12 protein-coding genes are annotated in these 13,241 nt (G+C 64.6%); 5 read left to right on the top strand and 7 right to left on the bottom strand.

Annotated features, from left to right (window positions below; genetic code table 11):
- Window positions 1–2: 2 nt before the first annotated feature.
- Together IC762_RS24925 and IC762_RS24920 are read right to left on the bottom strand one after the other, a co-directional pair.
- Window positions 3–1,703: an HAD-IIIC family phosphatase gene (locus tag IC762_RS24925; protein ID WP_195784854.1), complete on the bottom strand. Its 1,701-nt coding sequence runs from the start codon at window positions 1,701–1,703 to the stop codon at window positions 3–5.
- Window positions 1,700–1,999: a hypothetical protein gene (locus IC762_RS24920; RefSeq protein ID WP_195784853.1), complete on the bottom strand. Its 300-nt coding sequence runs from the start codon at window positions 1,997–1,999 to the stop codon at window positions 1,700–1,702. The genes IC762_RS24925 and IC762_RS24920 overlap by 4 nt, the downstream gene beginning before the upstream one ends.
- Window positions 2,000–2,216: 217 nt before the next feature.
- On the opposite strand from IC762_RS24920, the gene IC762_RS24915 reads away from it, so the two are divergent.
- Entirely contained in the window at window positions 2,217–3,545 is a 1,329-nt protein-coding gene (locus IC762_RS24915) for a lipopolysaccharide biosynthesis protein (protein WP_195784852.1), read from the top strand.
- A gap of 83 nt (window positions 3,546–3,628) precedes the next feature.
- A complete protein-coding gene (locus tag IC762_RS24910; protein ID WP_195784851.1) occupies window positions 3,629–5,170 on the top strand; it encodes a hypothetical protein in 1,542 nt (513 codons plus the stop codon).
- A 74-nt stretch (window positions 5,171–5,244) separates the two neighbouring features.
- Here IC762_RS24910 and IC762_RS24905 read toward each other — a convergent pair whose 3' ends face one another.
- The gene (locus IC762_RS24905; protein ID WP_195784850.1) at window positions 5,245–6,078 is read right to left on the bottom strand and encodes a 2OG-Fe(II) oxygenase; all 834 of its coding nucleotides are present in this window, start codon (window positions 6,076–6,078) and stop codon (window positions 5,245–5,247) included.
- A 118-nt stretch (window positions 6,079–6,196) separates the two neighbouring features.
- The gene (locus IC762_RS24900; protein WP_195784849.1) at window positions 6,197–7,162 is read right to left on the bottom strand and encodes an NAD-dependent epimerase/dehydratase family protein; all 966 of its coding nucleotides are present in this window, start codon (window positions 7,160–7,162) and stop codon (window positions 6,197–6,199) included.
- 159 nt (window positions 7,163–7,321) lie between these two features.
- On the opposite strand from IC762_RS24900, the gene IC762_RS24895 reads away from it, so the two are divergent.
- The 3 genes from IC762_RS24895 (at window position 7,322) to IC762_RS24885 (ending at window position 9,824) form a co-directional block, all read left to right on the top strand.
- Window positions 7,322–8,122, top strand: coding sequence for an FkbM family methyltransferase (locus IC762_RS24895; RefSeq protein WP_195784848.1), 801 nt, complete (start codon window positions 7,322–7,324; stop codon window positions 8,120–8,122).
- A gap of 157 nt (window positions 8,123–8,279) precedes the next feature.
- The gene (locus tag IC762_RS24890) at window positions 8,280–8,894 is read left to right on the top strand and encodes a TetR/AcrR family transcriptional regulator (protein WP_195790266.1); all 615 of its coding nucleotides are present in this window, start codon (window positions 8,280–8,282) and stop codon (window positions 8,892–8,894) included.
- A 69-nt stretch (window positions 8,895–8,963) separates the two neighbouring features.
- Window positions 8,964–9,824, top strand: a complete 861-nt coding sequence (locus IC762_RS24885; RefSeq protein ID WP_195784847.1) for a DMT family transporter — start codon at window positions 8,964–8,966, stop codon at window positions 9,822–9,824.
- A gap of 75 nt (window positions 9,825–9,899) precedes the next feature.
- On the opposite strand, the gene IC762_RS24880 is transcribed toward IC762_RS24885, so the two are convergent.
- From IC762_RS24880 to IC762_RS24870, 3 genes are all read right to left on the bottom strand, one after another.
- Window positions 9,900–11,054 carry a phytanoyl-CoA dioxygenase family protein gene (locus IC762_RS24880; RefSeq protein ID WP_195784846.1) on the bottom strand — a complete coding sequence of 385 codons (1,155 nt, stop codon included), beginning with the start codon at window positions 11,052–11,054 and terminating at the stop codon, window positions 9,900–9,902.
- Window positions 11,055–11,140: 86 nt separating this feature from the next.
- Window positions 11,141–12,337, bottom strand: coding sequence for a UDP-N-acetylglucosamine 2-epimerase (gene neuC, locus IC762_RS24875; RefSeq protein WP_195784845.1), 1,197 nt, complete (start codon window positions 12,335–12,337; stop codon window positions 11,141–11,143).
- Window positions 12,338–12,339: 2 nt separating this feature from the next.
- Window positions 12,340–13,080: an acylneuraminate cytidylyltransferase family protein gene (locus IC762_RS24870; RefSeq protein ID WP_195784844.1), complete on the bottom strand. Its 741-nt coding sequence runs from the start codon at window positions 13,078–13,080 to the stop codon at window positions 12,340–12,342.
- Window positions 13,081–13,241: the final 161 nt, after the last annotated feature.

The raw sequence follows: 13,241 nt of genomic DNA, 5'->3' as shown, positions 1-13,241 counted from the left end.
GGTCAGATCGCGGCAGCCATGGGCGCGGCCGGCGCGACATCGTTCTCCAGCGTGATGAAGGCCGGCTTCGGATAGTCGGTCGCGGTGTTCCAGACGAAGACATTGTCTCCGGCGTCGGTGAAGCCGGAGTTCTGCCAGAACTCCAGGCAGGGGCGGTTCTTCGCGGTCGGGATCAACCGTGCGTTCACGGTATCGCAGCCCGCGCGCGAGGCGGCTTGCGCGGCGAGATGGACCATCAGGTCCTCGACCCGCCGGCCCATGGCACGGCAGCTCAGCACATAGTCTACGATCTCGATGGCAGCGCCGACCTGTTCCCAGCTCACGATGCCGGTCAGCCCGAGGTCGCCGAAGCGATCGGAGACGGTCACCGCCGCGAGGTTGCGGTTATGGCCCTCTTCGAGCCACTGAAACAGCTCCTTCTCTGTCGTCCGCCGCGTGCGCAGATTGAGCTGATTGGTCTTGTTCATCAGCTGCACGATCCGTTTCACGTTCGACGCGGAGACCGGGGCGGCGTGAACGCGAACGCCCAGCGAGGCCTGCCAATCTTCCGGCGAAGAGGCGACGGTGAGGCTGTCGCGCCGCTCCCGCTCCTGGACATACATGCGGGTGCGCTCGCGATCCTCCGTCGTGATCGAGGCACGATCGAAGCAGTCGAGCTGGCGCAACGCGTCGGCATATTTCGACGGATCGCCCGGCCATTCCGGCACCAGGACTTCCGGCAGTGCCTCACGCACCCGGCCGCGCTCGATTGGGTTGTCGTCGATGAACACGACCGATTGCAGGCCGAGATTGAGCTCTTCGACCAGCTCGGCGATGTTCTGTGCCTTGTCCTTCCAGTTGATGCGCCAGGCGGCGAGGTCGTCCTTGCGGATGATCATCTCGGGATGTTGGGCGATCGCCTCGAGCGCCACCGCCTCATCGTTCTTGCTGACGACGGCAACCGCGATGCCGCGGTTGACCAGCGTCTTCAGCACGCTCTGGAATTCGGCATAGGCTTCGCCGACATGGTCGTGGCCGCCGAGCCGCAGATTCTCCCAGCCGTCATCGCCGACGATGCCGCCCCACATCGTGTCGTCGAGGTCGACGACGACGAGCTTGCGGTTCTGGCCCGACGCCGTGCGTAGCGCCGACTTCACGTCTTGGGCTGCGGCCTTGCAGACTTTTTCCGTGAACGGCGCCTTGGCGAGATACCACGACTTGCGATCGCGCGGATTGTCCGAGGCGTCGATCCAGCGCTGGCTGTCGAGCATGAAGACATCGGCGGCCCCGCCGAGCTGCTCGGCCAGCCGCAGGTTCATCCGCGCGAGCAGGCCGGCGGCACCTTGCCTGGACCAGCTCAGCAAGCCCAGCCCGCGATCATGGAAGGTCGCCGCCCAGCTTGCGACGAAGACATATTTGCAGCGCTTCGCGAACGTCCTGATCATCGCGGCGAATGCGTCGACTTCGGCGTCGAGGCGCGCGGGCTCGCTTTGATGTCCCGCCAGCAGTTTGGCGTATTCCGGGATGACGCCTTCGGGCCGGGTCCAGATCAGCGCAACGCTGCCGGGCGCCGCGGCGCCGTCACTGGAGAGCACCTGGAAGACCTGGCCGTAGGGCGCGCTGGTCGCGGCGCATGCCGGCATCGTGCGGTCGGCCGAGATATATCGCGAGACCAGCTCGGCGTTGAAATCGGACACCACCAGGACGTTGCAGGGCGTGCTCATGCGCCAACGGCCTCATCGACCAGTTCGGCGAGGGCTGCCGGCGTGGCAAAGCGCGCCAGATTGTCCTCGAGCTCGCGCCCGTCGAGCAGGCTGATCTCCTTGCCGGACATCTTGCTGGCCTGGCGTTCGAGGTTGAGAATCAACATGGTCAGCGCCAGCGAGTCGAGGCTGCCGCCTTCGCCAACCAGCAGCACGTCGGGACGTTTTTCGATGGCTTCTTCCGGGGGTCTCAGGTCGTTGATCTCGTCGAGGCAGCCATAGACCAGAGCGAGAGTTTGTCCCGTATTTGGGGGCATTTGCCGTAGTTCCCTAAGTGTCCGGATAGGCGAGCATTTTAGGATTTCGCGCGGCATTTGTCACGCGCGCCGAAACACGGTAAATGCGCAATTCCTCCATGACCCGCCCGAGCCGGCGCTCGGGGAATGAAGCGATGCAAGCGCAAACGATTGACTTTGCAAGATGGCCGGCGGTGGTGGCGGCCGTCGCAGCCCCGCGCTTGCGCGAGCCGGCAGCATGAAGCTGTCCCGCCTGGTCGAGCTCGTGAGGCGGCCCGCGGTCGCCGGCACCATGTCGGCGCTGATCCTGCGCGCGCTGACGCTCGCAAGCCGCTTCCTGCTATCGCTGCTGCTGGCGCGGATGCTGTCGCCGGCAGAGATGGGCGAATACGGCCTGTTGACCGCGGTGCTGGCATTTGCGCTGCTTGCGGTCGGGCTCGAATTCTACTCGTACACGTTGCGCGAGATGGTACCGGCGACGCCCGACCGGCGCGCCCGGATCATCGTCGACCAGATCGCGCTTTGTGCGCTCGCATTGCTGGGGATCGGCCTCGTCGTCATCGGCGCGATCCTCGCCGGCCTGTTTCCGGCACAGCTCGCACCTTGGTTCCTTCTGCTGTTGGTGACCGAGCATCTATCGCTGGAGGCGACGCGGATCCTCATTATCACCTCGCGCCCGGTGCGGGCCTATATCGGCATATTCCTGCGCGGCGGCATCTGGGTCTATGCGATCGCAGTCCTGATGCTGACGACGCCCTCGACGCGCACGCTGGGGACGGTGCTGGCCTGGTGGGCGCTCGGCGGTGTGGCGGCGATCGGCTTTTCGGCGATTTCGCTGTCCGATTTGCCTTGGCGCGGGCTCACCGGATACCGCCCTAACTGGCAGGCGATCCGACAAGGGCTGTGGACGGCGCGACCGTTCATGGTGACCTCGGCCGGGGCGCTGGTGATTTCCTATGTCGACCGTTTCGCAATCGATGGGTTTGTCGGGCGCGATGCGCTCGGCATCTACACATTCTATTCGACGATTTTGATCGGCCTGCTGTCGCTCGGCGCATCGGTCTCGCATCAGTTCTTGCCGAAAGTGATTGCCGGACACGCGGCCGGCGCCGAGGCCTATCGCGGGGCGCTGCGCTCGTTCTTCTGGTCGATGCTGGGGCTTGCGACGGCCGCGATGGTCGGCTGCGGCCTCGTCATGAAACCGATGCTCACGATGCTCGGATTGACCGCCTATGCGTCGGGCGTCGGGGTCTTCTACGCGATGCTGCCGGGAATCTTCCTGCGCATGATGTCCGATGTCCCTTCTTATGCGCTCTACGCCGCGCGATCCGACAAATACCTGCTGCTCTGCAACCTTGGTTCCGCGGTGGTCGCGACATTGCTCAACCTCGCGCTGGTTCCGCGGCTTGGCATCTATGGCGCGGCGCTGGCCGGCGCCGCTGCGAGCACGGTGCTGTTCGCCTCGCTGACCGGCTTCGCTGTTCGCAGGGTGCGCAAGAATGGCGCGGAACGCAGCGCGGCGGAGACCGTCGGCCTGCCGACCGACCCCGACATGCTCTATCCCTGAGGCCGCGCGGCACTGCATTGCGGTACCGGAGCGAGCTTGCTACACAGCCTTGGGTTGGCGCCGGAATTTTTTGGCGGGGCAATATGCAACGATTTATTGGGCTGGCCGGCGGTCTTTCGTCGCCGGCGACTCTCATTGTCGTGGTCTGGGGAATAGCGCTCGCTTTGGTCGCTGTCGGGCCGATCGATTACCCGGGGCAGCCGTCATTGGCCGTGCTGGCGGTGGTCGGTATCGGGATTGTGCTGTTTCTCCTCGGCTATCGCGGCGGCGGTTCCATGTTTGACCGCTGGTTCGGGCGCGGGAAGCCGATTGCGGAACCCTCGGCAAGGACGCTCAACCGCGCCGTCACGATCACGTCGCTGATCGGGATCGCGGGAATAGGCTTCGTCGCGCTCGATCGGATGGTCCTGAGCGGCGTGAGCAATGGCGTCTACGCCGAGCTCTTGCGCTGCGCGCCGGGACTGGTCAATGCCATCGCGATCAAGCGCACGCCGATCCTCTATCTCGGCTATGTCATGTTCTCGTTCGGCTTCGTCTCCGTGATCCTGTTCCTGCTGAAAGGCGAGGTTGTCAGGGGATGGGCGGCGGCGCTGGCCCAACTATCCATCGTGTCGCCGGTAGGCTATGCGCTGCTTTATTCCGGGCGGATGCCGATCCTGCTCGTGATTCTGCTGGTGATTGCCGCGATCCTGGTCCGCGTCAGCGAGGGGCGGCGGCCGCTGCCGGCCGGGCATTATTTGCTGCTCAAGGCGGTGCTCGCGGTCGGGCTGTTTGCGGTCTATTCGAGCTCGATCTGGTCAAGCCGGCAGAATTTCTGCGCCCAGTTGACGCCGCTGATTCACGAGCTGGAGCAGAAGCAGCAACTGCAGCAACGACAACAACAACAGCAACAGCAACAACAACAACAGCCTGCACCGGCCGCCGCCGAGACTCGGAAATCCAATGAAGTGATCTCCGGTACCGATCTCAGCAAGCAGATGGCTGCCGCAACGACGGGGCCCAGCGCGGCGCCGGCGCCGCAGCCGCTTTCCGCCGACGCAGTGCTGGCGATCATGCTGGAGGCCTGGCACGTGAAGCCGCGCGGCTACGTCACCGCCGCGGTCAACGCCGGCTACCTGTCGCCGCGCGCGATGATGATTGGGCTGAGCACTTACTTCTACCTGACACATGGCGTGCGCTCGATCGATGTCGGCTGGCAGGCCCGTGACGGATTGTCCCCGCAATGGGGCGTCTATGAAGTTGGTGTGCTGTCGCCGATCCTGCGGGTGTTCTTCCGGAGCGACCAGCAGGTGAACAAGGTGGAGGCAGAACAGCGATCGGCCGGGCTGTTCGGTTTCTTCCCGTCGGCCTGGCTCGCCGCCTTCATCGATTTCGGGCTGGTCGGCGCGATCATCTACATCCTGGTCTGGGGATGCATGGCGGGATGGAGTGCGGCGGGTACCAAACTGTCCCACTTGCTGACGCCGCGGCTGTTGCTGGTATTCACTCTCGCCAGCATCTTGCTCAGCCCTGTTCAGGGTCCGCTGGGCGTTGCCAACTCTGCTCTGGTGCTGGTCTCGATGCTCGCGGCAGGCCTCGCCGTCGACATCTGGACCAGATCTGCGGGCGAGCGCACCAAGGCGTGAGAGTGGGAGACATCTCCTACGCCTCAGGTCGTACCGCGGCGCCGTGCGCGGCGGTGTGATGCCGACATCGCGCTCTAGCTGTTCGGGCCGGCGCCGGGATCGGAGTTGATCTCCTTCTTGCCGCGGCCGACGCCGAGCGTCTTCGAGACCATGTTGCGCAGCGCGTTGTCGGCCACGCCGACGATCTTCTTCACGGTCTCGTCGGGGCGCCCGGTGAACGACGTGACGTGGAAATAGTCGGTCGCATCGGGCGAGATCGTCGAGAAATAGTAGTTCGAGACGCAGCAGCGCGGACGGTCGACCTGGACCGGGCTCACCGAGTGCCACGAGGTCTTGTTGGTCTCCATCACCAGCAGGCGGTTCTGCTGCGAGATGATCGTGACCGGCATCGAGCAGTCGTCGTTCCACAATTCGAAATTGCCGCCATTCTCCATCGCCCAGTCCGGCGACACGTAGTACAGCAGGTTGAGCCGGCGATAGCGATCGCGCTTGGCATCATGGCTGTTGTCGATATGCGGGTTGAGGAAATCGCCCTTGAACATCATCGACAGGCCGCCGGCATAGAGCGACGGGTCGGGCTCGATCTGCGTGAAGCCGACGATGTCGGCCACCTTCGCGACGACGGCGGGGTCCTGCATCGCGTAGGTCAGGTCGGCGAGGATCGGCGCGTATTCCGACAGATGCGCGCTGGTCCGCTTCTTCTCGCGAAAGGTCTCCTTGCTGAAGAAGCCGGAGCCGTCGCGCGGGTAGGCATTGTAGGCTTCATCGGCAAGCTCGATCGGCAGGAAATTGTCGACGTAGAAGTGCCGGGTCGTGGTGCCGACGGGAGCCTGCCACTGCGACAGAATGTTGGCCCTTTCGCCTTCCAGGCGATCCACAATGAGGTCGACGATCTGCGTGCGCTGCATATGTCCGCTCCCTTGCCGTGCTACGTGCGGCTGTTACACGCAATCGCCGCTATTGTGAAGATAGGAACAGATCCCGGCCTTTGAATTATTTGAAGAATTTTGCGCGGCCCCAGCGCCGCTAGGCCTTCGGTTGTGACAGGCTGTTGAACCATTCCACGGTTTGCTCGACGCTCTGCCGGAAGTCGCTCGGCAGTGGCCCGCAGACTTCCCTGGTCGCGGACAGGTCGAACTGATACTCGGTCAGGATGTTCTTCAGTCGGCGCGAGGTCAGCGGAAACTGCTTGAGCCCGAGCGCAATGGCCGCGTCGCCGGAATGCGCCAGCGCGCGCGCGACGAAAACCGGCATCCGCGGAATGCGGCGGGCGTGAAACGCGCGCTGGAACGCGTCGCCCCAGGCGACCAGATCGAGCGGTTCGTAGTCGGCGAGGTAGAACGTCCGCCGTTGCACCTGCCGCTCGGGGGCCTTCAGCAATTGCAGGTACTGATGGGCGATGTTTCCGACATAGCTGAATGATTTGAGCAGCGGCTCGCTGCCGATATGGAAATAGTAGCCGCGCTGGATCATGCGCAGAAAGCGCTGGTAGTGCGCGCTCATGCCCGGTCCCCACACCGTGGTGGGGCGGGCGAGGCTCCATACGCTGCCGCCGCCGTCCTGCTCGCGCACGATCTGCTCGGTCAGCACCTTGCTGCGGCCATAGGAGGAATCGGGATTGTAGTCGGTGTCGCCGTTGGGAACGTAGTCGATCCGACAGACGAGCTGCGACGACGTCCAGATCGTCCGCTTGATCGACGGCGTGCGGCTGACGGCCGCAACGACGTTGCGAACGCCTTCGACGTTGGCGGGATAGTCCTCAACGCCGGCAGTTTCGTCGATGTCGATTCGAGCAGCCAGATGGATCAGTGCATCGGGCGCGCAGGCCTGAACGGTCTGCTGCAGCTTGCCGGCATCGAGGATATCGCAGACAAAATCCGTCGCCGGACCCGGCCGCTTGTCGAGACCCAGGGCCTGCCAACCTTCGGCCTTCAATCGTTGCGCGAGCGCCTGCCCGATAAAGCCGGAGCTGCCGGTGATAAGAATTTTCATGCGAAATTGGTTGTTTTTGCTCGGGAAGCGGTCGCTTGACCAGCTTGCCGGGCTGATCTACCAAACCGACCAGTCGATTGCAAACTGCGGCTATATTCTCACCAGACGAGCATTTTGCGATCGGCGGTTTCCGTCACCCGTCCAACCGGCGCTCGCTTCATGAAGGCATTCGTTTCTGCCGTATTCCAGGCCATCAACCGCGTCCTGGAGCTGATCGGCCTGCGCCTGATGCGCACCAGCGCGCCGGTGCGGAACTTCCGTCTGTTCTTTCAGCACCTGAGGTCGCTCGGCTTCGAGGTCAAGACCGTAATCGATATCGGCATCGCATTCGGCACGCCGCCGATCTACGAGGCGTTTCCGCGCGCGCGCTACTTCCTGATCGAGCCGGTCGCCGAATGCAAGCCGGTGCTCGAAGCACTCAAGCAGCGGCTCAACGCCGAATATTTCCAGGTTGCCGCCGGCGCCGAGAACGGCGAGGTCATCTTCAACGTCCATGAAGACGTCTCCGGTTCGAGCCTGTATGGCCAGGTCGAAGGCAAGGCGCTCGACGGCGAGGCGCGGCCGACGCCGATGCGGCGGCTGGATTCGCTGCTGCCGGAGAAGCTCGAACATCCCGTGTTCCTCAAGGTCGACACCCAGGGCGCCGAGCTCGAGGTGCTGAAGGGGCTGGGCTCGCGCATCGGCGAGATCGACCTGATGATTCTCGAGACCACCATGATGCAGGCGCGCCATGGCATCCCGGAATTCGCCGAGATCGTGCGGTTCTGCGACGAGGCGGGCTTTGCGGTCTATGACGTGCTGGAAGGCCATATGCGGTCGCTGGACGGCGCGCTCGCGCAGATCGATCTTGCCTTCGTCCGCAAGGATTCGGTGCTGCGCAGCAAGACCGCAACCTTCACGCCGGCTCAGCTGACGGACTATCTCAGGACGTCGCGCAGGCTTCCGCAGGCCGGCGCCTGATTGGCGCGGCGACCGAGCGCTTCGGTCAAAGCCCTTCTCGCGGCAGTTCAGACGCCCGGTTCCCGGATAGCAGCAAATATCCCCAGCGGTCGCCCGGTCGTCGTTTGACCGAGAGTGGCACTTGCGATTTCTAGACCAGTTGGTCTATATATTGGGAATGAGCCGCCAGACCCCTGTGCAGTTGCCGCGTGGCCGCCCGCGAAGTTTCGACGTCGACGCCGCGGTCGAGCGCGCGATGGGCGTGTTCTGGTCGCGCGGCTATCACGCCACGGCGCTCCCGGACCTGCTTCGGGCGACCAAGCTCTCGCGTGGCAGCCTTTACGCGGCCTTCGGTGACAAGCACTCACTCTTCCTGCGTGCGCTCGATCGCTACATTGCCGATGCCGTGACACGGATGGATATCGAACTCGACCCGCGTAGAGAGCCGGTCGAGGGCCTGCGGGCCTATCTTGCCGGCTATGTCGAACGCACCAGCGGTGCCAATGGCCGGCGTGGGTGCCTGCTGGTGGCCACGGCCATGGAATTGGCTGGCCAGGATGCCGACGTCGGTCGGCGCGTCGCGGGCTTCTTCAAGGCCATGGAGAGCAGGGTGGCGGATGCACTTGATCGTGCCAGGACGGCGGGCAAGCTGGCCGATGGCGTCGAGCCCTCAAGTGCCGCCCGGATTCTCGTCTGTTTCGTCGAGGGGCTGCGCGTGGTCGGCAAAACGGCGCCGACGCCGACCGCATCGCAAGCCACTGCCGACGCGCTTCTCGACCGCTTCATCAGCTAAGCAACCACGGGCGCCTCGGCCGTCGGTGCGCCGAAATTTGGACCGATCGGTCTTGAAAGGAAGGATGCCATGTCTGCGATCCAGATCATCTGCGCAGTGGCCGTTCCCTTGCTCTGGGGTTATCAGTTCGTGGCCATCAAGGTGGGCGTTGCGGAGTTTCCGCCGCTGTTCTTCCTTGCGCTGCGTTTCCTGGCCATCGCGCTGCTGCTGGTTCCTTTCGTCAAGCGGCCCACGCGTCAACAGTTCGGCCCTGTCGCAGCCATTTCGCTGTTCCTTGGCGGCTTGAACTTCGGGCTGTTCTACGTTGGCCTTGGGCTCGGCTCGGGAAGCTTGTCGGCGGTCGCCTATCAACTCGCCACGCCGTTCACCGTCCTGCTGGCCTGGCCGCTGCTCGCGGAGCGGCCGTCGCTCGCGACGTCTGCCGGCGTGGTGCTTGCATTCGGCGGCGTGGTCGTATTGGCAGCGGAGCCTGGCCTGTCGGCACATCCGCTTCCGCTGCTGCTCGTGGTCGGGGCAGCCTTCGCATTCGCGGTGTCCAACGTCCTGACCAAACGCTACGGCCCTTTCGATCCCCTGATGTTGATGGGGTGGTCGTCGCTGCTCACGGTGCCGCAGGTCTTGCTGATGTCGTTGCTGCTTGAATATGGGCAACTGGCGAGCCTCGTGACGGCAGATCAACGCGGTTGGCTGGCGCTCGCCTATACGATCTTCATCGGAGGAATTGTCGGCTTCGGCCTGTGGTTCTGGCTGATCGCCCGTTGCTCGATGAGGCGCGTCGCACCCTTCGGCCTGCTGCTTCCGGTGTTCGCCTTGATGTCGAGCGTGTTGTTCCTCGGCGACCGCATGACCCCCAAGCTGATTGTCGGTGGCCTGCTCGCGATCTCCGGCGTCGCCATGACCCAGGCAAGATCGCGCACGCGACCGGTTTGAGCCCGGCTGTCGCATGCTGACATCCGGAGTTTGGCTTGAAGGGGTCGGATTACCCCGTCCGCCGGCGACGCGCCGTCAGATCTCGGCGAGGATGATGAACAGGCAGCGGCGCTCGCCGTTGTTGACCATGCCGCCGCGATGGATGCCGTTGCCGTCGAACAGGATGCAGTTGCCGTAATTCGAGGTCGCGGCGAAATGCCCTTCGCGCAGCCGCGGCACTTCCGGCGAATCGTCCGGCAGGTCGCCGCCGAAATCGGCCTTCTTGCGCAGGAAGGCGGGCAACGCCATGAACTTCTTGCGCGCCTCCGGCTTGCGGCTGGAGAAGCCCGCGAAGTCGATGGTGCGGCGTACCATGCCTTCGAACCGGCCGACCTTGGCGTTCTGGCTGCCGCGGATGTAGCAGAACGGGCCGCCATCCGGGCCGATGTCATGGATATAGATCGCGCATTTCAGCATGCCGTAGGTGGCATCGATGTGCAGGTAGCTGCCCCAGGGATCGGCGAGCTGAGTGTCCGGAAACACGCGGCGCCAGAAGGCGAGATCCTGGTCGTTGATCTGCGCGTTGACATGCTTCACGCCGACCGGGCGGCCGAGATAGGCGCTGGCGGCCTCGGCGACGCCGTAGCGCTTGAAGACGGCATCGACGGTCGCGAATGCGTTCGGGTCGGCCGAGCGGGTGCACCAGTAGACGTTGTCGTCGAACTTGCGCTTCTCCGGCGGCAGATGGACGCGGCGCTCGTCGAGCTTGTCGAAAGCGGGCTTGGTCGCGGTGCGGATCTGATCGAGCTCGTCCGCCGTCAAATTGAGGCAGACGATGCCGTCGGATTTGATCTTGTTCAGCAGCGCCGGATTCGCCGGCGTGGCCGGACGCCGCGCGCCGGTCAGCGAGCCGATCATGCGGCTGGTGCGGATGCGGGCGTACAGTGAGATCAAACGCCACGCGGTCGCGGCATTGAGGCCCGTGAAGCCGGCTTCCTTGGTCAGCAGCGGCATGTTCTCATAGTCGACGATGCGGCGGATGGTGACGAAGGCGAAGGTGCGCGCGAACACCTTCAGCGACTGCAGGCGCTCGGCCAAGGTCGGCTTCGGCAGCATCAGGCCATAGGCGGGATGCGCGTCATAGTCGATCTCGGGAATCGACGTGCCGCGATAGGGCGGGATCGGCAGCTCACCGATAGCGGCGGCACGGGCGTTCGGCGCTGCATCGGAAAGGGAGTCGATTGTCGTCATGTCGCGTTCTCCGGCGGCGCAGGGATTATCCGGGCCGGCCCGATCTATACAACCTGCCGTGTTGTGCAGGCAACCGGGGCGCGGCGTTATGAAACGGGATTCGCGCCGTCCGAAGCGGCGGATAAGTCATGGAAATGCTTGGGGAAAGCCCCGCGGAGGTCGATCGTTCGAAGGGTTCCAGCAATTCGCTCCGACGCGCCGCCGCGGCCATAGGGCGGAACCAGCGACGGATCGACCTTGAAGCGCCCGGCCAGGATGTCCTCGAGGGCGGTGAGCACGGCGCTGGAATCGGCGGGGCAATCGATGATCGAGGCGGCACGCAGCCGGCCGTGCTGGCGATCGCCGATATTGATCGAGGGTACGTCCGCAGCCGGCGCCTCCAGGATGCCGCTCGACGAGTTCCCGACCACGGCATCGGTGAGCCGCAGCGCCGCCCAATAGCGCTCGCTGCCGAGCGAGGCGAACAGATGCGCCCGGTCCGGCCGCGCCGCGACGAAGCCGCGGACCGCATCGTCGATCGCGCGATATCCGGGATCGGCGTTGACGCCGGTGAAGATGAAGCTGCGGTCCTTGACCTGCGCCAACGCGTCGAGCAGCGCGGCGATATTGGCTGCATCGGCTTCCGGCTGCGCGGTGGTCGGATGCAGTGTGACCAGCAGGAAGCGCTCCGGGCCGGTGATGCCGAGTTGCGCGAACAATTCGCCGTGGCTCAGCGCCGGTGCGGTGCTTGCGAGATCGAGGCCGGGCGCGCCGACGTTGAAGACGAAATCGGGATTCTCGCCCATCTGGATGACCCGGCGCCGGTACGGCTCAGCCGCGACGAAATGCAGGCAGGCCATCTTGGTGATGGCATGGCGGATCGCGTCATCGAACGCACCTGAGGTGACTTCGCCGCCATGGATATGCGCGATTGGGATGTTGAGCAGCAGCGCCGCGGTTGCAGCGGCCAAAATCTCATAGCGGTCGCCGAGCACGACGAGGAGATCGGGCTTCAGCCTGGCGAGCGTGTCGGCAAAGCCTGACATGCCGATCCCGGTGCCACGCGCCACCGTCTCGGCGCGATCGTCGGCGAGCGCGAGGTCGATCTTCGCTGCGAGCGGAAAGCCGTCGGCCTCGATGGCGCGCCAGGTCTCGCCGAATCGCTGCACCAGATGCATGCCGCAGGCGATCACGCTGAGCGTCACGTCGTCGGCGGCCTTCAGCCGCGCCAAAATGCCCCGCAGCAATCCGTAATCGGCCCGCGATCCCGTGACGACGGCGATGTGGCGGGGCGCGGCGGTCATGGTCACGTCCGCCAGGGCGAGGCGTCGAGCATGCCATGCTCGATGACGTAGGACGCATAGGCGAGGTCGGCCGCGCTTTCGATCTCGATCGAGTGCAGGCGGTCCATCATGATCCCGTAGCTTGCGGCCGGGTCGGCGTAGATCTTGCGATGCCTGCGCATGGCGTCCCAGCCGACCAGATAGAGCGCACCGTTCATCGTCACCTCCGGCGCCTGGTCCTGGCGGCGTTGCGCCGGCGTCTTCAGCATCTTCTCGACGATGCCGCCGATCGAGCCGTCCTCGCCGAGCGTGCCGACGAACACCGAGGCCACCTCGGTCTCGCGCATGCCGACCACGAGGCTGGCCTGGCGCGCCACAAACAGCTCGACCGCCTCGTCGAAATGCTCCGGCCGCGCGAATGGCGACGACGGTTCCAGCAGCATGATCGCGTCGTAGTGGCGGCCTTCATGCTGCTCGATCCAGTCCATCGCGTGCAGCACCACGTCGTTGGAGGAGGCGGTGTCGGTGGCAAGCTCGGCCGGCCGCTCGAACAGCATTTCGGCGCCATGGCGCTTGGCCTCGTCGCGGATCTCCGCGCTGTCGCTGGAGACGATCAGGCGGGAGCAGTAGCGCGACTTGAGCGCCGATCGGACCTTGTAGCCGATCAGGCTGAGGCCGCCGATCTCGCGCAGATTCTTGCGCGGCACGCCCTTCGATCCGCCGCGGCCCACCAACAAAAACAGGATCTGCGCCGTATCAGTCATTTGCCTCGACAATCCCGCGATCTGCGCCATCTGAAAGCGGCGTTATTCCATGCCGCACAGGAGGCTTGGGAACACCGGTGCAAGCCGCCCGCTCGCGTTGCTTTTACCAGTGTACTCGACTAAGACAACCGCTTGATTGGCGGGTGATTTCGATTGCCCAC

It is taken from the genome of Bradyrhizobium genosp. L (assembly GCF_015624485.1).
In the GTDB taxonomy this organism is placed as follows: domain Bacteria; phylum Pseudomonadota; class Alphaproteobacteria; order Rhizobiales; family Xanthobacteraceae; genus Bradyrhizobium.
The sequence above is the reverse complement of the archived record's forward strand: the minus strand, read 5'-3'. Positions and strand labels throughout refer to the sequence as shown.